18 protein-coding genes are annotated in these 22,596 nt (G+C 73.1%); 5 read left to right on the top strand and 13 right to left on the bottom strand.

Translation table 11 applies throughout. The features are described from left to right. The first annotated feature begins 42 nt into the window (after window positions 1-42). Entirely contained in the window at window positions 43-1,566 is a 1,524-nt protein-coding gene (locus KQY30_RS07580; RefSeq protein WP_217310845.1) for a glycosyltransferase family 39 protein, read from the top strand. Here the strand turns inward: KQY30_RS07580 and KQY30_RS07575 are convergent. Beyond that, the gene (locus tag KQY30_RS07575) at window positions 1,542-1,934 is read right to left on the bottom strand and encodes an NTP pyrophosphohydrolase (RefSeq protein WP_217306178.1); all 393 of its coding nucleotides are present in this window, start codon (window positions 1,932-1,934) and stop codon (window positions 1,542-1,544) included. The genes KQY30_RS07580 and KQY30_RS07575 overlap by 25 nt on opposite strands. Window positions 1,935-2,224: 290 nt before the next feature. Here KQY30_RS07575 and KQY30_RS07570 point away from each other — a divergent pair, with 290 nt between their 5' ends. After that, window positions 2,225-3,196: a hypothetical protein gene (locus tag KQY30_RS07570; RefSeq protein WP_254407003.1), complete on the top strand. Its 972-nt coding sequence runs from the start codon at window positions 2,225-2,227 to the stop codon at window positions 3,194-3,196. A gap of 102 nt (window positions 3,197-3,298) precedes the next feature. Here KQY30_RS07570 and KQY30_RS07565 read toward each other — a convergent pair whose 3' ends face one another. From KQY30_RS07565 to KQY30_RS07545, 5 genes are all read right to left on the bottom strand, one after another. Next, on the bottom strand, window positions 3,299-5,425 hold the full coding sequence (locus KQY30_RS07565) for a 3-hydroxyacyl-CoA dehydrogenase NAD-binding domain-containing protein (protein WP_217306177.1): 2,127 nt from the start codon (window positions 5,423-5,425) through the stop codon (window positions 3,299-3,301). Beyond that, entirely contained in the window at window positions 5,422-6,642 is a 1,221-nt protein-coding gene (locus tag KQY30_RS07560; protein WP_217306176.1) for an acetyl-CoA C-acyltransferase, read from the bottom strand. Before KQY30_RS07560 ends, KQY30_RS07565 begins: the two co-directional genes overlap by 4 nt. Before the next feature lie 215 nt (window positions 6,643-6,857). Continuing rightward, on the bottom strand, window positions 6,858-8,162 hold the full coding sequence (locus tag KQY30_RS07555; RefSeq protein ID WP_217306175.1) for a ribonuclease D: 1,305 nt from the start codon (window positions 8,160-8,162) through the stop codon (window positions 6,858-6,860). Window positions 8,163-8,240: 78 nt separating this feature from the next. After that, window positions 8,241-8,900, bottom strand: a complete 660-nt coding sequence (locus tag KQY30_RS07550) for a response regulator transcription factor (protein WP_093605154.1) — start codon at window positions 8,898-8,900, stop codon at window positions 8,241-8,243. A 280-nt stretch (window positions 8,901-9,180) separates the two neighbouring features. Continuing rightward, window positions 9,181-9,870: a DUF3000 domain-containing protein gene (locus KQY30_RS07545; protein WP_217306174.1), complete on the bottom strand. Its 690-nt coding sequence runs from the start codon at window positions 9,868-9,870 to the stop codon at window positions 9,181-9,183. Window positions 9,871-9,961: 91 nt separating this feature from the next. Here KQY30_RS07545 and hemE point away from each other — a divergent pair, with 91 nt between their 5' ends. Beyond that, the gene (gene hemE / locus KQY30_RS07540) at window positions 9,962-11,035 is read left to right on the top strand and encodes a uroporphyrinogen decarboxylase (RefSeq protein WP_217306173.1); all 1,074 of its coding nucleotides are present in this window, start codon (window positions 9,962-9,964) and stop codon (window positions 11,033-11,035) included. A gap of 109 nt (window positions 11,036-11,144) precedes the next feature. Here hemE and KQY30_RS07535 read toward each other — a convergent pair whose 3' ends face one another. Continuing rightward, the gene (locus KQY30_RS07535; protein WP_217306172.1) at window positions 11,145-12,524 is read right to left on the bottom strand and encodes an FAD-dependent oxidoreductase; all 1,380 of its coding nucleotides are present in this window, start codon (window positions 12,522-12,524) and stop codon (window positions 11,145-11,147) included. Window positions 12,525-12,587: 63 nt separating this feature from the next. Further along, window positions 12,588-13,688: a DUF4349 domain-containing protein gene (locus KQY30_RS07530; RefSeq protein WP_217306171.1), complete on the bottom strand. Its 1,101-nt coding sequence runs from the start codon at window positions 13,686-13,688 to the stop codon at window positions 12,588-12,590. 180 nt (window positions 13,689-13,868) lie between these two features. On the opposite strand from KQY30_RS07530, the gene hemG reads away from it, so the two are divergent. Then, entirely contained in the window at window positions 13,869-15,314 is a 1,446-nt protein-coding gene (gene hemG, locus KQY30_RS07525) for a protoporphyrinogen oxidase (RefSeq protein WP_217306170.1), read from the top strand. Between the two features lie 4 nt (window positions 15,315-15,318). Beyond that, window positions 15,319-16,035 carry a hydrogen peroxide-dependent heme synthase gene (gene hemQ / locus KQY30_RS07520; RefSeq protein ID WP_046504833.1) on the top strand — a complete coding sequence of 239 codons (717 nt, stop codon included), beginning with the start codon at window positions 15,319-15,321 and terminating at the stop codon, window positions 16,033-16,035. A gap of 110 nt (window positions 16,036-16,145) precedes the next feature. Here the strand turns inward: hemQ and KQY30_RS07515 are convergent, their stop codons facing one another. From KQY30_RS07515 to KQY30_RS07495, 5 genes are all read right to left on the bottom strand, one after another. Further along, the gene (locus KQY30_RS07515; protein WP_217306169.1) at window positions 16,146-17,816 is read right to left on the bottom strand and encodes an alpha/beta hydrolase; all 1,671 of its coding nucleotides are present in this window, start codon (window positions 17,814-17,816) and stop codon (window positions 16,146-16,148) included. 189 nt (window positions 17,817-18,005) lie between these two features. Continuing rightward, on the bottom strand, window positions 18,006-19,028 hold the full coding sequence (locus KQY30_RS07510) for a TIGR04222 domain-containing membrane protein (protein ID WP_217310844.1): 1,023 nt from the start codon (window positions 19,026-19,028) through the stop codon (window positions 18,006-18,008). 5 nt (window positions 19,029-19,033) lie between these two features. Continuing rightward, entirely contained in the window at window positions 19,034-20,407 is a 1,374-nt protein-coding gene (locus KQY30_RS07505) for a DUF692 domain-containing protein (protein WP_217306168.1), read from the bottom strand. Window positions 20,408-20,758: 351 nt separating this feature from the next. Further along, complete coding sequence (locus tag KQY30_RS07500; RefSeq protein ID WP_217306167.1) at window positions 20,759-21,571, bottom strand: DUF4142 domain-containing protein; 813 nt, start codon at window positions 21,569-21,571, stop codon at window positions 20,759-20,761. Between the two features lie 114 nt (window positions 21,572-21,685). Further along, window positions 21,686-22,498 carry a peptidyl-tRNA hydrolase gene (locus tag KQY30_RS07495; RefSeq protein WP_217310840.1) on the bottom strand — a complete coding sequence of 271 codons (813 nt, stop codon included), beginning with the start codon at window positions 22,496-22,498 and terminating at the stop codon, window positions 21,686-21,688. Window positions 22,499-22,596 lie beyond the last annotated feature (98 nt).

Here is a 22,596-nt window from a genome sequence, read left to right as displayed (position 1 = left end):
TCCGGCCCGCCCGCCGTGCTCGCCGAGCCGCCGCCCTCCGCCCTGCGGTACGGGCCGCCGGGCCGCCGTACCGCACCGGCCGCGGCCCCCCGTACCACCGGCTACTGGCGGCGCCTCCTCCCCGCGCTGGCCCTGCTCGTCCTGGTCACCCGGATCCCCTCCCTACGCCACCCCCTGTGGAGCCCCGACGAGGGCTATCTCGCCGTACAGGCGCGGATACTGGCCGACGGAGGAGCGCTGTACGAGACCGTCGTCGACCGCAAGCCGCCGCTGCTGCCCTGGCTGTACGAGACCGCCTTCACGCTCTTCGGCGACGAGTCCCTGTACGCGATGAAGGCGCTCGCCGTGCTGGCCCACCTGCTCACGGCCGTCCTGCTCGCCGCCGTGGCGCGCGACCGCTGGGGCGACCGGGCGGGCAGGATCGCCGGGGTCCTCCACCCGCTGCTGGCCACCGGCCTCAACCCCGAGGACACCCAGGCCGCCACGTTCGAGGTCTTCATACTGCCCTTCACCGCCGCCGCGATGTGGTGTGCGGGCCGCGGTCGCGCGGGCGCGGCCGGACTCGCGGTCGCCGGGGCGCTGCTGACGAAACAGACCGGCGGCGCCGTCCTCGTCCCCGTCCTGTGGCTGCTCCGGCACTCCGCGGCCCGCGGGGCACGAAGCGGAGCCGGTGCCGCCGGACGGGCGGGGCTGCCCCGGCTGGCCGCCGGACTCGTACTGCCGGTCCTCGGCGCGGCCCTGCTCACCGACCCGGCCGGTTTTCTGTTCTGGACGGTGACGGGCTCGGCCGCGTACGCCACCTTCACCGGTTCCGAACTGCACGTCCTCTTCCGGGGCCTGGCCAACACCGCCCTGCTCTGCCTCGCCTGCGCCGGGCTGCCCACATCGCTCGTCCGCGCCCGGCGAGGCACCGCGGACCTGTGGGTCTGGCTCGCCGCCTCGGCCGTCGCCGTCGTGGCCGGCTTCCACTTCTTCGGCCACTACTTCCTGCAACTCGTACCGCCGCTGGTCCTGCTGGCGACCGCGGCCCTGCGCCCGCTGCACCCCGAACGCGTCGCGTCCGCACTGCTCACCACCGGCTGCGTCTGCGTGCTGTTCCTCGCCTGGGGCCTGCTCGCGCCCCGCCCCGAACTGGTACACGCCCAGCGCCTCGCCGACTCCGTACGGGCCCTGACCGCGCCCGCCGACCGGATCCTGGTCTGGGGGATACACCCCGAGACGTACTGGCTCGCCGACCGCACCCCCGCCAGCCGCTATCTGACGGCCGGTCTGCTCACCAACTACAGCGGCGGGCGGGACGGCCCCGGGGTCGGCGAGAAGTACGGTGTGGCGGGCGCCTGGCCCGTGTTCACCGCCGAACTGCGCGCCCGCCCCCCGGCCCTGATCGTCGACGACTCGCGCGGCAAGCCCTTCGCCCCCGACCGGCTGCCCACTCTCCGGGCGCTGCTGGCACGGCACTACGAGCCGCTCCCGGCGACGGTCGACGGCGCGGTGTTCTACGTACGCTCACCAGGAAGCGCCCGCCAGGAGACCGACGCACTCTACGGGCGCCCGCCCGGCGGCTGACGCACCGTCCTGGGCCCCACGCAGCGCGCCCCATGGGCCGTCACCCGGCGGCGCAGCTCCCGGTCGGCCGTCACCACGACACACCCGGCGCCCTCCTCCTCGGCCCGCGCCGCCAGCTCCACGATCCCGTCGTCGCCGCTGCCGGGCGCGGGCTCGACCCGTACCCCCGGCACCGGCGTCACATCCCGGGCCGCGCCCTCGACGACGAGCACCACCTCGACCGGCCCCGGGCAGCCGTCGATCCCGCTCTCCGCGTACGGCACCAGGGAGTCGCGCAGCCGCTCGGCGGCCCCGCGCCGGTCGCGCCACCATCCGTCGGGGACGGAACCGACCACATTCGCCGCGTCGACGATGAGCTGCATCCGCATCCCGGCAGCCTGCCACAGCACCAGGGCTCACGGGCCCGCCGGAGTACCCGCGAGTATCATCGGGCTCCGGGTTTCCAGCGCTCGGGAAGGTGGCGCCAGGCCATGACACCGAGGTCCGGACGGACGTCGAAACGGTCGGGAGACGGTACGGGCGGGGCCGCCGATGTCGCCCGTGAGTCGCGCCGCACGCCCCTCGCGCTCCCCGCCGACACCTCCCTGCCCGCCACGGCCGGCTGGCTGCTGCGCGGCAAGGACGGCAGGCTCACCGCGTACGCGCCGACGGCGGAGGGGTGCTCCGCAGGACCGAGACCCGGACCGGCGGCCCCGACTGGTCGGGGCCCGAACTGCTCGCCGCCCAGGGCCTGTTGCCGTATCTGTCCATCGCCCAGAGCGCCGAGGGCTTCGTCCATCTGCTGGCGGTGCGGAAACGTCCGCGTGCCGATGGCCCCGACGATACGGATCTGGTGCACGCCGTCCAGTTCCAGACGGGCCGTCCGCTGCGGGACTGGCACTCCCTGGGCAACCCGCACGGCAAGGACCACGGGAAGGCCGCCCGCATCGGTCTGCCCTCGGCGGTACTGGACACCACCGGCTCCGTGCATCTCTTCGTACGGAACGCCAATGGCGGCCTCTCGGCCAAACACCAGGCGCCCAGCGGCCGTTGGCAGGCCTGGGGCGGCGCGAACGCCGAGGGGACGGAACTGACCGGCGAGCCGGCCGCCGCCGTCACCGACCACGGTGCGATCGACGTGCTCGTACCGGCCGGGGACTCCATGGTGCGCTGGCTGCGCGGAAAGCCCGAAGCGGCCCTGGAACGCGCCGAGGACGAGCCCGCGGCCGCCGTCGCGCCCGGCACCCTCACCGCCGAGCGCACCGGACCGGGGCGGCTCACCCGCTTCTGGCGCGACCCCGGGGTCGGTACGGTCCGCGCCTGGCGCCCCGGCACCGGACCCGTCTCGCTGGGCGGCCCCGGCACCGGCCCGCCGGCCCTGCTCCGTACCCCCGTCGACGGCCACGACTGCACGATCCTCGCCCAGCGCGGCCCCGACGGCCGCCCGCGCGTCGCCGCGTACCCGACCGAGAACGAGGCCGCGGGCCTGCACTGGACCCCCTCCGGCGAACCCTGCGTGGGCGCCCCGGCCCTGGCCCTGGACGGCCGCGGCCGGGTGGTCCTGGCCGCCTTCGCCGAGGACGGCACTCTGCGCCTGGCCCGTCAGAAGGCGGAACCCGGCCTGGCCCTGGAGGCATGGCGACAGGTCTGACACGACCGGCGCCGCTGTGCTCAAGCCCTCGAACGCCGGACGAACGCGGGACGGGCGCCGGACGGCCCGGAACCGGACCGCCCGGCGCCCGAGAACGGAGCGCTACGCCGGCACGCTCGCCAGACCCGGCTCCAGGAACCGCTTGCCGTTCACCCGCTCGGACACGCCCTCCCTGTCCAGGTACGGTGCGATGCCGCCCAGGTGGAACGGCCAGCCCGCACCCGTGATCAGACAGAGGTCGATGTCCTGGGCCTCCGCGACGACGCCCTCGGCCAGCATCAGACCGATCTCCTGCGCCACCGCGTCCAGCACGCGCGCCCGGGTCTGCTCCTCCGTCAGGACCGTACCGCCCTGCTTGAGCAGCGCGGCGACCTCCGGATCCAGCTCCGGCGCACCCGAGTCGTAGACGTAGAAGCCGCGCTTGCCCGCCGCCACGACCGCCGCGAGATTCTCCGAGACCGTGAAGCGGTCCGGGAACGCGCGGTGCAGCGTCTCCGAGACATGCAGCCCGATCGCGGGCCCGACCAGCTCCAGCAGGACCAGCGGCGACATCGGCAGCCCCAGCGGCTCCACCGCGCGCTCCGCCACCGCGACCGGCGTGCCCTCGTCGATGACGTTCTGGATCTCGCCCATGAAGCGGGTGAGGATCCGGTTGACGACGAACGCCGGGGCGTCCTTCACCAGTACCGCCGTCTTCTTGAGCTTCTTCGCCACGCCGAACGCCGTCGCCAGCGCCGCGTCGTCGGTCCGCTCACCGCGCACGATCTCCAGCAGCGGCAGGATCGCGACCGGGTTGAAGAAGTGGAAGCCCACGACCCGCTCGGGGTGCTTCAGCTTCGACGCCATCTCCGAGACCGACAGCGACGAGGTGTTGGTGGCGAGGATCGCGTGCGCCGGGGCGACCGCCTCGACCTCCGCGAACACCTGCTGCTTGACGCCCATCTCCTCGAAGACGGCCTCGATCACGAAGTCCGCGTCCGCGAAGCCCTCCGCCTTGTCCAGCACGCCCGAGACCAGGCCCTTGAGCCGGTTCGCCTTGTCCTGGTTGATACGGGACTTCAGCAGCAGCTTGTCGATCTCGGCATGCACATAGCCGACACCCTTGTCGACCCGCTCCTGGTCGATGTCCGTGAGGACGACCGGGACTTCGAGCCGGCGCAGGAAGAGCAGCGCGAGCTGAGAGGCCATCAGCCCGGCGCCCACGACGCCGACCTTGGTGACCGGACGGGCCAGCGCCTTGTCCGGCGCCCCCACCGGGCGCTTGGCGCGCCGCTGCACCAGATTGAAGGCGTAGATCCCCGAGCGCAGCTCACCGCCCATGATCAGGTCCGCGAGGGCCCGGTCCTCGGCGTCGAAGCCCGCCTGGAGATCGCCGTCCTTGGCCGCGGCGATGATGTCCAGCGCGCGGCACGCGGCGGGGGCCGCGCCGTGCACCTTGGAGTCGGCGAAGGCCCTGCCCCGCGCGACGGCCTGGTCCCAGGCCTCGCCCCGGTCCACCGCGGGCCGTACGACCTCCAGCTCGCCGGTGAGCACCGACGCGGTCCAGCGCAGCGACTGCTCCAGGAAGTCGGCGCCCTCGAAGATCGCGTCCGCGATGCCCAGCTCATGCACCTGGGGGCCCTTGAGCTGCTTGTTCTGGTTGAGCGAGTTCTCGATGACGACCGAGACCGCGCGGTCGGCGCCGATCAGGTTCGGCAGCAGCGTGCAGCCGCCCCAGCCCGGCACCAGACCGAGGAAGACCTCGGGCAGCGAGAACGCGGGCAGCGCCGCCGACACTGTGCGATACCGGCAGTGCAGACCGATCTCGACGCCGCCGCCCATCGCCGCGCCGTTGTAGTACGCGAAGGTCGGCACGGCCAGCGAGGCGAGTCGCTTGAAGACCTCGTGGCCGCCCCGGCCGATCGCGAGGGCGTCCTCGTGGCGCTTCAGCAGCTCCACACCCTTGAGGTCCGCGCCGACGGCGAAGATGAACGGCTTGCCGGTCACCCCCACCCCGACGATGGTGCCCTCGGCCGCCTCGGCCTCGACCCGCGCGAGCGCCGCGTCCAGATTGGCCAGGGACTGCGGGCCGAAGGTGGTGGGCTTGGTGTGGTCGAGACCGTTGTCCAGCGTGATCAGCGCGAAGCGCCCGGCGCCCGCGGGGAGGTCGAGATGGCGTACGTGCGCCTGGGTCACGACCTCGTCGGGGAACAGCTCGGCCGCGCCCTTCAGGAGTTCAGCGGTGCTCACTTGGTGCCTCCGTCGAAGTGCGGGTTCTCCCAGATGACCGACGCGCCCATGCCGAAGCCGACGCACATCGTGGTCAGTCCGTACCGGACCTGCGGGTGTGCCTCGAACTGCCGGGCGAGCTGCGTCATCAGCCGTACGCCGGAGGAGGCCAGCGGATGGCCGAACGCGATCGCGCCGCCGTACTGGTTGACGCGCTCGTCGTCGTCCGCGATGCCGTAGTGGTCGAGGAAGGCCAGCACCTGTACGGCGAAGGCCTCGTTGATCTCGAACAGCCCGATGTCGGAGATCGACAGCCCCGCCTTGGCGAGCGCCTTCTCCGTCGCCGGGATCGGCCCGTACCCCATCACCTCGGGCTCGACGCCCGCGAAGGCGTACGAGACGAGCCGCATCCTGACCGGCAGCCCCTGCTCGCGCGCGAAGTCCTCGGCGGCGATCAGGGAGGCGGTGGCACCGTCGTTGAGCCCCGCCGAGTTGCCCGCCGTCACCCTTCCGTGCGGCCGGAACGGGGTCTTCAGCCCGGCCAGCCCCTCCAGCGTCGTACCCGGCCGCATCGGCTCGTCCGCGGTGGCCAGCCCCCAGCCGGTCTCGCCCGCGGCGGGGTCGGTACGGCGGATGGAGATCGGCACCAGGTCCTGCTGGATCAGGCCGTTCGCGTACGCCTTGGCCGCCTTCTCCTGCGACCGCACCGCGTACTCGTCGGCGCGCTGACGGGTGAGATGCGGGAAGCGGTCGTGCAGATTCTCGGCCGTCATCCCCATGAAGAGGGCGGAGTCGTCCACGAGCCGCTCGCTCACGAACCGCGGGTTGGGGTCCACGCCCTCGCCCATCGGGTGCCGCCCCATGTGCTCGACACCGCCCGCCACGACGATGTCGTACGCGCCGAAGGCGATGGAACCGGCGGTGGTGGTCACCGCGGTCAGCGCGCCCGCGCACATACGGTCGACCGAATAGCCCGGCACGGACTGCGGCAGCCCCGCGAGGATGCCCGCGGTACGGCCGAGGGTGAGGCCCTGGTCACCGATCTGCGTGGTCGCGGCGACGGCGACCTCGTCGATCCGGGCCGGGTCGAGATCCGGGTTGCGGCGCAGCAGCTCCCGGATCGCCTTCACGACGAGATCGTCGGCGCGGGTCTCGTGGTACATGCCCTTCGGGCCCGCCTTGCCGAACGGGGTGCGGACGCCGTCGACAAAGACGACGTCCCTGACGGTACGAGGCACGATGGCTCTCCTCCAGGTGGGGATGGCACTGCTGCGGGGCACGCCGGAGCGTACGTCCACACCCCATGCTACTTGCCGGTAACCATCCCGCCCACCCCTGCCAGGTTTTTGCCACGGGGCCGACTACGGGGCCGACTACGAGGCCGGCTCCAGGCCTATGGGGGTTGCCGGGGCGCGGCCGGTGGTCGTCGTCACCGGTCCGCTGGGCCCCGCGTCTACTCCGCCGGTACGGAGGACAGCGCCCGCGCCAGCAGCGGCGCGACCTGTTCGATCTGCCAGGGCCGCGCGCCGTGCTCCGCCAGAGCGGCCTCCACCGACTCCGCCGTCCGCTCCCGCGGCGGCTCCCAGCAGACCCGCCGCACCGTGTCCGGCGTGATCAGGTTCTCCTGCGGCATGTTCAGCCGCTCCGCCAGCGCCGATACCGCCGCCCGCGCCGCCGAGAGACGGGCCGCCGCCTCCGGGTCCTTGTCCGCCCAGGAGCGCGGCGGCGGCGGGCCCGCGACCTGCTGGCCCGGCTGCGGCAGCTCCGTATCGGGCAGCGCACGCGCCCGGTCGACCGCCGCCTGCCACTGTTCGAGCTGCCGCCGCCCCATCCGGTGGCCGAACCCCGGCAGCGCGGTGAGCGCGTGGACATTCGCCGGCAGCGCCAGCGACGCCTCCACGATCGCCGTGTCGCTCAGCACCTTGCCCGGGGAGACGTCGCGCCGCTGCGCCACCCGGTCACGGGTGTTCCACAGCTCCCGTACGACCGCCATCTGACGGCGCCGGCGCACCTTGTGCATTCCCGACGTACGGCGCCAGGGGTCCTTCCGCGGGGCGGGCGGCGGCGCCGAGGCGATCGCGGCGAACTCCTGGTGCGCCCAGTCGAGCTTGCCCTGCCGGTCCAGTTCCTTCTCCAGCGCGTCGCGCAGGTCAACCAGCAGCTCGACATCGAGCGCCGCGTACCGCAGCCAGGGCTCGGGAAGGGGCCGCGTCGACCAGTCCACGGCGGAGTGGCCCTTCTCCAGCGCGTACCCGAGCACGTTCTCGACCATCGCGCCGAGCCCGACCCGGGGGAAGCCCGCCAGCCGGCCTGCCAGTTCCGTGTCGAACAGCCGGGTGGGCGTCATGCCTATTTCACGCAGACACGGAAGATCCTGGGTGGCCGCGTGCAGGATCCACTCGGTCTCCGCGAGGGCCTCGCCGAGACCGGAGAGATCGGGGCAGCCCACCGGATCGATCAGTGCCGTGCCCGCGCCCTCGCGGCGCAACTGGACGAGATACGCCCGCTGCCCGTACCGGTAACCGGACGCGCGCTCCGCGTCGACGGCCACGGGCCCGGTGCCCGCGGCGAAGGCCGCGATCACCCCGGCCAGGGCTTCTTCGGTGGCCACCACCGGCGGAATGCCCTCGCGGGGCTCCAACAAGGGGATCGGCGCCGATTCGACGTCGGCCGGGGGCTGCGCGGTGAGCGGCTGCCGCCGCGGGCCCCCGGTGGTTCGCAGTGCTGGCTCTGCTGCGGTCTCTTGGGCGTCGGTCACCTGTCAAGGGTATCCGTGAACGGACGGCGCCCGTCGACGGAACGTTCCGTCGACGGGCGGTGGGGGCGGGGAGTCGCTTCAGTGGATGATGCCGGTACGGAGGGCCACAGCGACCATCCCCGCCCGGTCGCCCGTGCCGAGCTTGCGCGCGATCCGGGCGAGATGGCTCTTGACGGTGAGCGCGGACAGGCCCATCGAGACACCGATGGCCTTGTTGGACTGTCCTTCGGCCACCAGCCTGAGCACCTCGACCTCACGGCCGGAGAGCTCGCGGTAGCCGCCCGGGTGGCTCGGTGCGCCCGGGGGGCGGCGGTGCATCCGCTGGCCGGCGCCGATGGGGGCGGCGCCGGGGCGGGTGGGGTGGCCGATGTTCGTACGGGTACCGGTCACGACATAGCCCTTGACGCCGCCCGCGAGGGCGTTGCGCACCGCGCCGATGTCATCGGCGGCGGAGAGGGCGAGGCCGTTGGGCCAGCCGGCCGCCCGGGTCTCGGACAGCAGGGTCAGCCCGGAACCGTCGGGCAGGTGGACGTCGGCAACGCAGATGTCGCGCGGGTTGCCGACGCGGGGGCGTGCCTCCGCGATGGACGACGCCTCGATGACGTCACGTACTCCAAGGGCCCACAGGTGGCGGGTGACGGTGGAGCGGACGCGTGGGTCGGCCACGACGACCATGGCCGTCGGCTTGTTCGGGCGGTAGGCGACCAGGCTTGCGGGCTGCTCGAGGAGAACGGACACCAGGCCTCCTGGGAAGGTGCGGGACGGAGCCGGCTCTGGGGGATGAAGCCGGGGCGAACCGTGTTTGAAGGGTCATTGACCTCTTCGGCAGCAATACCGCCCGCCTTTAGGGAATGATCACGATTTGGTGAGTAACAATTCGGGCAATTCGGACGGGTGATCGATCATCCTATGACCCGCCCCGCCGCGTCGACGCGTGTGGCGGGGGTTCGAGGGTGTCGCGGCGGGACGGCGGGCGAGCGGGAGCCGCGGGCCGGTGGTGTACGGGGGTGAGGGGCTGTCAGGAGACCTGCGGGCCGCGCCGCTGGGGCAGGGAGACCACACCTGCGCCCGAGCCCGTCTCCGCCGCTCCCTGGACCGGTCCGGGGGCGGCCGGCGGCAGCCCCGCGACCTGGCCGAGCAGATCGCACCAGGCCGCGAGATGCGCCGCGGCGTCGGGCGCCCCGCCCCGGGCCTCGCGCGGGGTCCAGGACGCCCGGATCTCGATCTGGGTGGCCGGCCTGCGCTCGGCCAGACCGCCGAAGTAGTACGAGCCCGCCCGGGTGACGGTGCCACTGGCCTCGTCGTACGACAGCCCGCGCGCCTCCAGGGCGCCGGTCAGCCAGGACCAGCACACCTCGGGCAGCAGCGGATCGGTGGCCATCTCCGGCTCCAGCTCCGCCCGTACGAGCGTCACCAGCCGGAACGTACCGTGCCAGGCCTCGTGCCCGGCCGGGTCGTGCAGCAGGATCAGCCGGCCGTCCGCGAGATCGTCGTCGCCGTCCACCACGGTCGCCTCCAGGGCGTGGGCGTACGGTGCGAGCCGCTTGGGCGGCGGGGTCGGCTCGATCTCGATCCCGGGACGCGGCCGGGCCGACCGCAGTGCCTCGACCGCCGTACGGAACGCGGAAGGGACGGAGCCCCCCTCCGTGCCGTCCGTTCCCTCGGTGCCGTTGGAATGATCGGAAAACTGTCCCTGAGCCGCGGCCATGCGGGGAAGAGTAGGCGGAACGCGCGCCTCGCGCAGGGAGGGACACCCGGGCCGGGGCGGCGGCTTGCCGGTACGTGCGAAGATTCTGGGCGTGAGCGCCATTGACCGGCCCCAGGGCCAGCAGACGAAGACGTACGAATCGGCCTTTCTCAAGGCGTGCAGGCGCGAACCGGTCCCGCACACGCCGGTCTGGTTCATGCGGCAGGCGGGCCGCTCGCTGCCGGAATACCTCAAGGTCCGTGAGGGAATTCCGATGCTGGAGTCCTGTATGCGGCCCGAGCTGGTCACCGAGATCACCCTCCAGCCCGTACGGCGCCACAAGGTCGACGCGGCGATCTACTTCAGCGACATCGTGGTGCCGCTCAAGGCCATCGGGCTCGACCTCGACATCAAGCCGGGCGTCGGCCCGGTCGTCGCCGACCCGATCCGCAGCCGGGGCGATCTCGCGCGGCTGCGCGACCTCACGCCCGACGACGTCTCGTATGTCACCGAGGCGATCGGCATGCTGACCGGCGAGCTGGGTGCCACCCCGCTCATCGGGTTCGCCGGGGCGCCCTTCACTCTCGCGAGCTATCTCGTCGAGGGCGGTCCCTCCCGTAACCACGAGCACACCAAGGCCATGATGTACGGCGATCCGGCGCTCTGGGCCGAGCTGCTGGACCGGCTCGCGGACATCACGGCGGCCTTCCTCAAGGTGCAGATCGAGGCCGGCGCGAGCGCGGTGCAGCTCTTCGACTCATGGGTGGGCGCGCTGGCCCCGGCCGACTACCGGCGCTCCGTGCTCCCGGCCTCGGCCAAGGTCTTCGACGCGGTCGCCCCGTACGGTGTGCCGCGCATCCACTTCGGTGTGGGTACGGGCGAGCTGCTCGGGCCGATGGGTGAGGCCGGCGCGGACGTGGTCGGCGTGGACTGGCGCGTACCGCTCGACGAGGCGGCCCGGCGGGTCGGGCCCGGCAAGGCGCTCCAGGGCAATCTCGACCCGGCCGTGCTCTTCGCCCCCGCCGGGGTGGTGGAGACGAAGGCCCAGGAGGTGCTGAACGCGGCGGCCGGTCTGGAGGGGCATGTCTTCAATCTGGGCCACGGGGTGCTGCCCAGCACGGACCCGGACGCGCTGACCCGGCTTGTGGAGTACGTCCATACACGGACGGCACAGACGGCCCGCTGAGCGGTCTCCGCATCCATGTGCCCGGCACCCATGGTGTCCGGGCACATGTGGGTGTCCCCTATATGACCGCTGTACATGCCCGCCGTACGGCTGCCTGTATGTGCTCGCCTCACATACCCGCAGTCCGTACCGCCGCAGTCGCCTTGCGGGCGGCTACCAGGACCGGGTCCCAGACCGGGGAGAACGGCGGGGCGTAGCCGAGGTCCAGGGTGGTCATCCGCTCCACCGTCATCCCCGCGGTCAGTGCCACCGCCGCGATGTCCACGCGCTTGCCCGAGCCCTCGCGGCCCACGATCTGGACGCCCAGCAGCCGGCCCGTACGCCGCTCGGCCAGCATCTTCACCGTCATAAAGGCCGCCCCCGGGTAGTAACCGGCGCTGTTGGTCGACTCGATGGTCGCGGTGACGAACTGCAGGCCCGCCCGGCGGGCGTCCTTCTCGCGCAGTCCCGTACGGGCGATCTCCAGGTCGCAGACCTTGCTCACGGCCGTACCGACCACGCCCGGGAACGTGGCATAGCCGCCGCCCGCGTTGGCGCCGATGATCTGGCCGTGCTTGTTGGCGTGGGTGCCCAGGGCGAGATGGCGGTTCGCGCCGGAGACCAGGTCGAGGACCTCGACGCAGTCGCCGCCCGCCCAGATGTTCTCGTGGCCGCGCACCCGCATCGACCGGTCGGTGAGCAGCCCGCCGTACGCCCCCAGCGGCAGCCCCGCGGCCCGCGCGAGCGTGGTCTCCGGCCGGACGCCGATGCCCAGCACCACGACATCCGCCGGGTACTCGGCGTCCTCCGTCGCCACCGCCCGGACCCGGCCGTCCTGCCCGGTGAGGACCTTGGTGACGGGTGTGCCGCCCACGGTGGTGATGCCCAGCCCGTCCATCGCCTCATGGACCAGCCGGCCCATGTCCGGGTCGAGCGTGGCCATCGGCTGCTCGTCGCCGTGGACGACGGTGACCTCGTAACCGCGCTTCAGCAGCGCCTCGGCCATCTCCACACCGATATAGCCCGCGCCGACGACGACCGCGCGGCGGCCCCGCGTACCGGCGAGGGTGTCCAACAGCGCCTGGCCGTCGTCGAGGGTCTGTACGCCGTGCACGCCCGGCGCGTCGATGCCCGGCAGCGGAGGCCGTACGGGGCTTGCGCCGGTGGCGACCACCAGCTTGTCGAAGCCGGTCCAGCTCTCCGTACCGTCGGTGAGATCCCGTGCGAGCACCCGCTGCCCCGGCACATCGATCTCCATGACCTCGGTGCGGGTGCGCAGATCGATGGCGCGGGCGCGGTGCTCCTCGGGGGTACGGGCGATCAGTTCGTCGCGGTCCGTCACCTCGCCGCCCACCCAGTACGGGATGCCGCACGCGGAGTACGAGGTGAAGCGGCCGCGCTCGAAGGCGACGATCTCCAGCTCCTCCGGCCCTCTCATCCTGCGGGCCTGTGATGCGGCGGACATGCCCGCCGCATCGCCGCCGATGACCACCATGCGCTCCGCCGCCATTGCGCGTCCCTTTCGCCGTGTGTCCTCGGGGAACGCTACGCGGGCGGCGCGGGCGCGGCGCGGTCAGTCCTCGGGCCCGCGCCGCGGAGGCGGTCCTGCGGGCGGTCCTGCGGGACCGGCCGGCCTGTGCCCTTCAGGAGCCGCAGGAGCGGCAGGACCGGCTGGGGCTGCCGGGGCCGCGTGACCTGCCGGGACTGCCGCGGCTCCGTCGGCCACCGGACCCGGCCTGCCCGTCGCCGGCAGGCCCGGAGCCACGGTGGTCCTGCCGCCGTGCGCCCCCGTCGTCGTCGGCAGCAGCCGGCGCGCCAGCCGCCACAGCCCGTACAGCACGGCCACCGCCCCCACGAACGGCGCCACCGCGCCCAGGACCACGGCGATCCACCGCACGGTCGCGGTGAACGCGTCCCAGCCGCCGGCCAGCGCGTCCAGGAATCCGGGGTCCTCCTCCTTCTCGGCCGGCTTCACCACCGGGGCCTCCGACAGCTCCAGGGTGATCGTGGCCAGCGTCGTACGGTCCTTGAGCGAGGCCTGCTGGGCGAGCAGCGACTCCAACGCGGCCTGACGGGTGCTCAGTTCCGCCTCCAGCGTCACCACATCGCCGAGCGTGGTGGCCCGGTCCATCAACTCCCGTATCCGCTCTACGCTCACCCGCTGCGAGGCGATCCTGCTGTTCACGTCGACCACCTGGTCGGTGACGTCCTTCGCGTTCGCCTTGCGGGCCAACAGCGTTCCCGTACCGGCCAGTTCGGCGAGGACCGAGTCGTACGCGTCCTGCGGGACCCGCAGCACGATCCGTGACGTCACATACGCGTCCTCGGTGCGCTCGGTGGACTCGTCCTCCACCACGCCCCCGGCGTCCTCGGCCGCCGTCCGTGCGACGGTGAGCGCCTTCTGGGTGTCCTTCACGCGCACGGTGAGTTCGGCGGTGCGGATCACATGCGTCCCGGCCCGGGAGGGCGCCGTCGTCGGCTGCCCCTCGCTGCCCGGAGCCTCCGCCGCCCGGTCCGCCGCCCCGGCGCCCGCCGCGCCCTCCTGACCGTCCTGCTGCGCCGGAACGGCTTTCGCCGCGTCCGAGCCGGCGTTGTCGTCGCTGCCCGCACCGCATCCGGCGAGTGCGAGCGAGATCACGAGTAGTGCTGCCGCGAACGCGGGCATCCTGCGCATACCGGCCCCCCTGAGTGAAAAGCGGATGATGCCGGTTCGACGTTCGGGGCCCCTGGGCGGGTTGCCCGTTTCCGGTTCCGAAGGGGTCACGGTCGGGACTCGTTACGGGCCTCGGTACGGGACCCCGTGGGAGCCGGTCCGGGTTTACGGGCCTCGGTACGGGTTTGAGAGAGTGGGGGCATGGAGCCGAGCGCGCAGCACGCGGAGACACATACGGGTCATGTCGTGGTCGTCGGGGGCGGAATCGCCGGTCTCGCGGCAGCCCACCGGCTGCTCGGCACCGGGATCGAGGTGACGCTCGTGGAGGCCACGAGCAGGCTCGGCGGCAAGCTGTACGCGGGCGAGATCGAGGGCGCGCCCGTCGACCTCGGCGCCGAGTCGATGCTCGCCCGCAGACCCGAGGCCGTCGAACTGGCCGAGGCCGTCGGGCTCGGTGCCCGGCTCCAGCCGCCCGCCACCGCCAACGCCTCCGTCTGGACCCGCGGAGAGCTGCGGCCCATGCCCAAGGGCCATGTGATGGGCGTGCCCGGCGATCCCGCCGCGCTCGCGGGCCTGCTCTCCGACGAGGGCCTCGCCCGGATCGCGCAGGAGGGCCAACTGCCGCCCGCAGAAGTCGGCGACGACGTGTCGGTCGGCACGTATGTCGCGGAGCGGCTCGGCCGGGAGGTCGTCGACCGGCTGGTGGAGCCGCTGCTCGGCGGGGTGTACGCGGGCGACGCGTACCGCATCTCCATGAAGGCGGCCGTTCCCCAGCTCTTCGAGGCGCTCAGGACCCATGACTCGCTGCTGGAGAGCGTCCGTGACCTCCAGTCGAAGGCCGCCGCGGCCCAGCGGCCGGGCGGCGCGGTCTTCGCGGGCATCGAGGGCGGGGTGGGCCGGCTGCCGGGCGCCGTCGCCGACGCCGTACGGGCCGGGGGCGGCCGGATCCTGATGGAGACCCCCGTCCACGGGCTCTCCCGTACCCCCGGCGGCTGGCGGATCCGTACCACCGACAGCGTGCTGACCGCCGACGGCGTGATCCTGGCGACCCCCGCCTGGTCCGCCTCCGCGCTGCTCGCCGAGGAGTCCCCGGCCGCCTCCGCCGGGCTCGCCGAGGTCGAGTACGCCTCGATGGCGCTGGTGACCATGGCCTTCCGGCGCTCCGACGCCGCCGTGCTGCCGGACGGCAGCGGCTTTCTCGTACCGCCCGTCGACGGCCGGACCATCAAGGCGTCCACCTTCTCCACCCGCAAGTGGGGCTGGGTCGCCGACGCCGCGCCGGACCTCTTCCTGCTCCGTACCTCGATCGGACGGTACGGCGAGGAGGAGCAGGTGCACCAGGACGACGCCGATCTGGTCGAGGTGTCCCTCCGCGATCTCGGCGAGGCGACCGGCTTGACCGCGCGCCCCGTGGCCACCGAGGTGACCCGGTGGATCGGCGGCCTGCCCCAGTACCCCGTGGGACACCAGACCCGGGTGGCCCGGATCCGCGAGGAGGTCGCCAAGCTCCCCGGCCTGCGGCTCTGCGGCGCGGCGTACGACGGCGTCGGCATTCCGGCCTGTGTGGCGAGCGCCCGGCGCGCCGCCGACGAGATCACCGCCACCTCGACCCTGGCGTGGGGCACCGGCCGGGGCGCGGGAGAATAGACGCATGACTGCTGCACCGGAGAAGACCCCCAACGCGGGCAAGAAGGCCAAGGACCTCAACGAGGTCATCCGCTACACGCTGTGGTCCGTCTTCAAACTGCGCGATGTGCTGCCCGAGGACAGGACCGGCTACGCGGAGGAGGTCCAGGAGCTGTTCGACCAGCTCGGCGCCAAGGACGTCACCGTGCGCGGGACGTACGACGTGTCCGGGCTGCGCGCCGACGCCGATCTCATGATCTGGTGGCACGCCGAGACCTCGGACGAGCTCCAGGAGGCGTACAACCGCTTCCGCCGCACCCGGCTCGGGCGGGCGCTGGTACCGGTCTGGTCGAACATGGCGCTGCACCGGCCCGCCGAGTTCAACAAGTCGCACGTACCGGCCTTCCTGGCCGACGAGACGCCCCGCGCCTATGTGAGCGTCTACCCCTTCGTGCGCTCGTACGACTGGTATCTGCTGCCCGACGAGGACCGCCGCAGGATGCTCGCGGACCACGGCAAGATGGCGCGCGGCTACCCGGACGTACGGGCCAACACGGTGGCGTCGTTCTCGCTCGGCGACTACGAGTGGGTGCTGGCCTTCGAGGCCGACGAGCTGTACCGGATCGTCGACCTGATGCGCCATCTGCGCGGCTCGGAGGCCCGGATGCATGTCCGCGAGGAGGTCCCGTTCTACACGGGCCGCCGCAAGTCGGTCGCGGACCTGATCGCCGGACTGGCGTAAGCCCGGGCCCGAGCGGGACCCGGGGCCCCGCGCGCCCGTCGGTCCGTCCGTGCGGCCCGTCCGGCCCATCCGGTCCGTGCTGTCGCGGACCGGCCGTCCCGCCCGGAAGATCAGACGATTGGCGGCAGCTTGCGGCTGCTCGGCCGTTCCTCCAGTGACACGGGGTTGGGCTCCCGGTGCGGCGCGCACTCCGCGTGCCGTGCCGGTGGTGTCTTGCCCCGGAGCAGATAGTCCTCCATATACGCGTTGACGCATGTGTTGCTGCCGCCGGCGATCCCGTGTGTACCGGCGTCCCGCTCGGTGACCAGCGCGGAACCGGCGAGGCGGCGCTGGAGTTCGAGCGCTCCCTCGTACGGTGTGGCCGCGTCGCGCTCGGCGGCGAGGATCAGCGTCGGGGGCAGCTCGCCCGGCCAGGTGCGGACGTCGAGGGGCTGCTGCCGGGGCGCGGGCCAGTAGGCGCACGGCAGGTTCATCCAGACGTTGTCCCAGGTCTCGAACGGTGCGTGGCGCGCCAGTTCGGTGGCGTCGCGGTCCCAGATCCGCCAGTCGGCCGGCCAGGGCGCGTCATTGCACTCGACAGCCGTGTAGACGGCGTTGCCGTTCTCGCTGTCGGCGGCGGCCACCGGCCTGGGGGAGGCCTGCGCGGCCAGCGGCGCCGGATTGCCCTTGAGGTACTCCGAGAGCGCCGTGGCGCGCATCGCCCAGTAGTCGTCGTAGTACCCGGCCCCCAGCATCGCCGCCTGCAACTGTCCCGGGCCCACCTTGCCGCCCGCCGGCTCCAGGGCGACTCCGGCGCGCACCTTCTCGTAACTGTGCTGCACCTCCTCGGGGGTGGTGCCCAGGTGGTACGTCCTGTCGTGCTTGGCGATCCAGGTACGGAAGTCCAGCCAGCGGCGCTCGAACGCGACGGACTGCGTGAGGTTGTTGCCGTACCAGATCTGCCGCGGGTCCGGATCGACCGCCGAGTCGAAGACCATCCTGCGCACATGCGAGGGGAACAGCGTCGCGTAGAGGGCGCCGAAGTAGGTGCCGTACGAGGCGCCCATGAAGGTCAGCCGCTTCTCGCCGAGGGCCGCGCGCAGTACGTCGAGGTCGCGGGCGTTGTTGAGCGAGGTGAAGTGGGGCAGAGCGGTCCCGGCGTTCTCGGCGCAGCCCCGTGCGTACGCCTTGGCCTCGGAGATCCGCTCCCGTTTGTACGACTCGGAGGGGTGCACCGGGGACTGGGTCGGGGCCTTGCTGAAGTCCGCGGGGTTCTCGCAGGAGAGCGGGGCGGAGCGGCCCACTCCGCGCGGGGCGTAGCCGACGATGTCGTACGCGGCGGCGATCCGCTTCCATTCGGGCAGTCCGGCGGCCATCGGGAAGTACATGCTGGAGGCGCCGGGGCCGCCGGGGTTGAAGACCAGCGCGCCCTGCCGCGTGGCCGCCTTGCGGCTCGCGCGGACACGGCTGACGGTGAGACGGATCTTCCGGCCGTCCGGCCGGGCGTAGTCGAGGGGGACCTCGACCGTGCCGCAGGTGATGGGGGCGGGCAGCATCTCGGCCTTGGGGCAGGGGCCGAAGCGGATACCGGCAGCGGCGGCGCGATGGGCGGCACGGGCGGTGCCCCGGGCCTCGGCGGCGGGGGCGGCAGCGGTGCGGCTGTCGGCGGTGCCGGTACGGGCGGCCGTTCCGGGAGCGCCGGGGACCGGGCCGTCCGCTCCGTCCGCGGGGGCGACGGCAAGGGCCGACAGGACCAGGGAGCCGAGGGCGGTCAGTGCCCCGTACTTCACTACTGCGCGCATCGCGTTCCCTTCATGCGTGCGGTCGGGGGAATCCACCGCACGACAGAGGGTCGGCAGACGGGGCGGGCCGCACAAGGACCCGGGAGCGGTGTCGGGGCCAATGACCCCGATGCGCCCCCGGGCCACTCCGGAGGCTCCTCCGGCGTGCGCACGCGGGGTTGTGCGCGTACGGCGTGCGGGGGCGCGGCCTCAGGAACTCCCGCCGCCGCAGCTACTTCCGCTGCTTCCGCCGCCACAGCTACTTCCGCCCCCGCAACTGCTTCCGCTTCCGCCTCCGCAGCTACTGCCCCCGCCGCCGGAGTCACCGCCCCCGCCGGAACCTCCTGTGCCCCCGCAGGAGTTCGCGCCGCAGCCGGATCCCGCGCCACCGCACCCCGTACCGGAACCGGGCTGAGCGCCCGAGCACCACGTCACCACCGCGAGCGACGCGTGATCCGTGAATGAGACGTCACGCCCGGACCGCAGCCGGGCCGCCGCCCGCAACTGCTGCTGAAGTACGGGATCGGGCAGCGCCGTAATGCCGTGTGCCGCGACGAGATGCGCCGCCGAGGCGGTCCCGCCGTACGGATGCGCGGCGACGAACGCCCGCATCGCCCGCAGCCCCGCTCCGGTGATCCGCCGCCCGGTCACGGACGCGCAGACCATCCCGGTGATCGAGCCCACGAACAGGGTCGGCAGCAGGGAGAAGGCGATCGGGCTGCCGAAGCCGGGGCCGGAGCTCTCGACGAAGGTGAAGACGGCCAGGACGAAGCACAGAGGCAGGGCGACCAGGCAGACCACCCCCTGCGTGACGCCCCACCGCCGCGGCCCGCGCGCCTCCGCCGGGGCCACCAGCAGCCCCCGGGCCGCGAGCGCGTCGCCCACCTGCTGGACGGCCGGACTGCGCATCACCGCGAGACGGAGTGTGTGCAGAGCGCCGCTGGGCGCGGTGGCGTGCTCCTGGAGCACGGCCTGTTCCACCGGGTTCCTGGCGAGCGGATGCGGTACGAGGACGATGCCGGGCCCGCCGACCGCCAGCCGCCCGTCCGCCTGCATCCCGGCGATCGTGGCGTCCACGACCCGGCCGGGCCCGCCGCCGAGGAACGCGGCCTCCAGCACGTCATGGACGGGACCGCCCGCGCTCCGGCCGCGCAGCCGGACCACGGTGGTGACGAGCAGAACGGACGAGACGGCGACCGCGAGATGGACCAGTACGACGAGGAACGTTGTCATCGTGGTCACCGCCCGATCAGCGCGGCACGCGCCCTGCGGACGAGCCGGGTCGCCCGGCGCGGCGGCCGCGCCCCGGCGCGCTCCTCCCACCAGAGCGTCAACCGCCGCCGGGCCACGGGATCCTCGGGCCGACCCTCGAACAGCAGATGCTCGACGAAGTCGAGCGCGTCCCGGCGGTAGCCGTCCCGCATGGGCCGGTCCGCGGCGTACGCGAGAAACGCGGCCCGGAAGCCGCCGCCCAGGATCTCCGGCAGCTCGGGCGCGACCTTGGCGACCACTCCGGCCCGCTTGGCGGCGAGCGCCCGGCTCTGCACCCGCAGCCGCCCGGCGTCGAACCCCTCGGGCGCGGCCGCCCCGGCGACCAGCGCGGACAGCAGGCCGGCCTCCCGCAGGGCGAGCCGCTCGCGGGCGGGGCCGGTGTCGGGCGATTCGCCCTCCCCGATGAGGAGTCGGGGAGATACGGATGCGGCGGCGGGCTCGCCCGTACGCGCGCCCCGGCCGGTTCCCCCGCCCATGTCCGCGCCCGCACCGACGCCCGCACGCGCGTCCGTGAGCCTGACCGTCTGCCGGATCGTGGTCAGTTCCGCGGCCAGTTCCGCCGTCGGCGGGAAGTCGTCGTCGCGTTCCAGCAGGACGCCCGGCGGAGTGATGCGGGAGCGCAGGGCCGCCAGTATGTCGAGGACCGGGCGGGTGACGGGGTGGGCGTGGGTGTCGTGCCAGACGCCGTCGCGTTCGATGCCGCCCGCGACATGGACGTACGCGATCGCCTCGACCGGCAGCTCGTCCAGGGCCTTCGCCGGGTCCTCGCCGCGGTTCACCCGGTTGGTGTGCAGATTGGCGACATCGATCAGCAGCCGCACGCCGGTCCGCTCCACCAGCTCCGCCAGGAACTGCCCCTCGCTCATCTCCTCGCCGGGCCACGCGACCAGCGCCGCTATGTTCTCCACGGCCAGCGGCACCGGCAACGCGTCCTGGGCGATGCGGATGTTCTCGCAGAGCACGCGCAGGGCGTCCCCGGTCCGCGGTACCGGCAGCAGATGGCCCGCTTCGAGCGCGGGCGACGCGGTGCGCGGCCCCCCGGCCCGTACGAACGCGATGTGCTCGGTGACCAGCGGGGAGCCCAGGGCCCCGGCGCGCTCCGCCAGGTCCGCGAGCCGCCGCGCGTCGGGCCGGTCCGCGCCGCCGAGGCCCAGCGAGACCCCGTGCGGCACGACTGTGACGCCGCGCTCGCGCAGCCGTACGAGCGAGTCGGGAAGATGGTCCGCGCAGAGGTTCTCCGCGACCGCCTCGACCCAGTCGACCCCGGGCAGTGCTTCCACCGCGTCCGCGATCTCCGGCCGCCAGCCGATTCCGATCCCCAGGTGTGGTGTGTGACTCATGGCTCCCCCTACGTCGGTGCGCGACAGCGCAACGGTGCAGAGGTGATGACCCCGCCGCGCGCCGGCGAATCCGCAGAGGGGGACGTTCAGAGGTCGATTTGAGGTTCCCGCGCGCTAGGGGGTGTCTTGTCGATCGGGCCGGATCGGTGAGCGGGGTCCGGTGCGTGTGATCGCAAGGCGGAGGAGGGAGCCCACGCGGAGCGTAGGCGACTGACGACAACGCCGCGAGCGTGCGTGCCGGGCCCCGCGAGCCCGGCAAGATCGGCGAGACACCCCCTAGGCTCGGGGGCCGAGGACCCAGGAGCCCGCGCGCGGGCGTCCGTCGCGTCCGCCGGTGGCCGGAACTCCGCGCTACGGAACCGGTACTTCCGCTCCCGGTTCCGCCCCTGGCTCCGTTCCCGGCTCCGGCCGGTTGGTGTTGATGGCCGTCGGCGCGCCCGGCTGGGTCGAGGGCAGGGAGGTGAAGGACTGGTCGCCGCTCGGCTCGGCGGGCGACGGGGCCGGCGGCAGATTCCCGTCCGGGGGCGGCGGGCCGGTCGGGCTGGCGGTCGCGGTGCCCGCCGCCTCGTTGGCGATACCGTCGAAGTCGACGAAGCCGGTGGCCTCCAGCATCGTGATGTGGTCGAGCACGGTCTGGTTGGCGTCGGAGGCGAGCTGGCGTATCAGCGTGTTTCTGGTGGTGTGCCGTACCTGCGCGATCAGCGCGAACACCTTGCCGTGCGCGTTCCGCAGCAGATTCGCGAACTTGCGCTCGTACTCCTGGCCGGTCGCCGCCGACAGCTCTCTGAGCCAGCCCTGCTGCTGCTCGTTCGGCTGGTTCGGCAGCTCGATACCGAGCTTGGCCGCCACGTCGCGGGCCCGCTTGTCCAGATCGGTGTGGCCGACGACAAGGTGGTCACCGCACTCCTTGATGGCCTGGCTGGGCGCGCGCTCGATCGCCTGCTGCCCGGCCGGCAGCTCCCAGAGACCCGCCAGCCGCACCTTGATCAGCAGATCGCGGTCGGTCGCGGAGAGCGGGCCCCACTGGGTCGCGACGGACGAGGCGTTGAGATTGGCCTGCCCGGTCCCGGAACGGTCGGCGTACGACCAGACGGGGAAGGCCAGCGCCCCCACCGTGGCGACAAGTGCCGCGATGATGAGCGCCGTACCGTTGATGCGTCGCAACAATGTGCTGCCTCCGAACCGATATATGACACCGCTGTATCCACATCCACCGTTGACCGACCGGCTCAACTCGCTCGGCGGCACTGGAAGATACGGGGACGGGTGCCCGATTGTTCAGCTCCGCAGTGCCGGATGATCAGCGACCACGGTGGCACTGCCCGGAGCGATCTCCGTGAATCCGGCATCGCGGACCACCGGGAGGCCGGTGGCCGTGAGCGCGCGCCAGTGCGCGGGGGCGGCGGTGCGCACGGCGAGCGGGAAACCGGCCGCGTGCCAGGCCTTGCGTTCCGTCTCCGACAGTTCCCACCAGGCGAGTTGGGCGCCGTGCCCGGCCTGGGCCATGGCTTTGCCGGCCGACATCTCCAGCTCGGGGCTGAGCCAGAGGACGGGGTGTGCGGGGTCGGGGGCGGGCGGCGGCGCGGGGTCGGTCAGATCGGTGCCGGAGACCTGGAGCTTGGCCAGCTCCTTGGGCCAGCCGTCGAGCGGTACGGGCGGGAAGACCCGTACCTCGGCGGGAGGCGTCCCGTCCGGGGCACCCGGCGTACCGTCCGCAGAGGGAGCCGCACCCGAACCCGGCCCCGTACTCGTGCCCGTACCCGTCACCGTGAGGCCCGGGAGTGCCGAGGCCCGGCGCCACTCCGCGCCGCGCGCCCGCCGTACCACCTTGCGGATCCTGGCGTCCTGCCAGTCGCGCATCGCCCGCGCCCACTCGCCCTCGCCCAGCGACCGTTCGTCGGAGAGCATCACGAGCACCGCGCGGGCCGCCGTCTCCAGGGCGTCGGTACGGGCCGGGGGCGCGGCCTTCTCGATATGGACCACCAGCGGCAGCACGAACTGCGGGGCCTCGTCGCGGTCCGTCCGCTCGTGCCGGAACGGGCTGTCGGTGCGGATGGCCTCGCCGCCGCTGTCGGCGCGTGTGCTGGTGATGTCGTCGCTGTCGCTGCTCACGCGTCCAGTCTGCCAGCCCCTCCCGCCGCTCCCTCCGGCCGGAATCCCGGCCGGAATCTTGGCGGAACGAGCGCCTC

Origin of the sequence: Streptomyces sp. GMY02 (assembly GCF_019056675.1) — a bacterium.
GTDB lineage: Bacteria > Actinomycetota > Actinomycetes > Streptomycetales > Streptomycetaceae > Streptomyces > Streptomyces odonnellii.
Note: the sequence above shows the minus strand (reverse complement) of the source record. Positions and strands in the feature narration are given on the sequence as shown.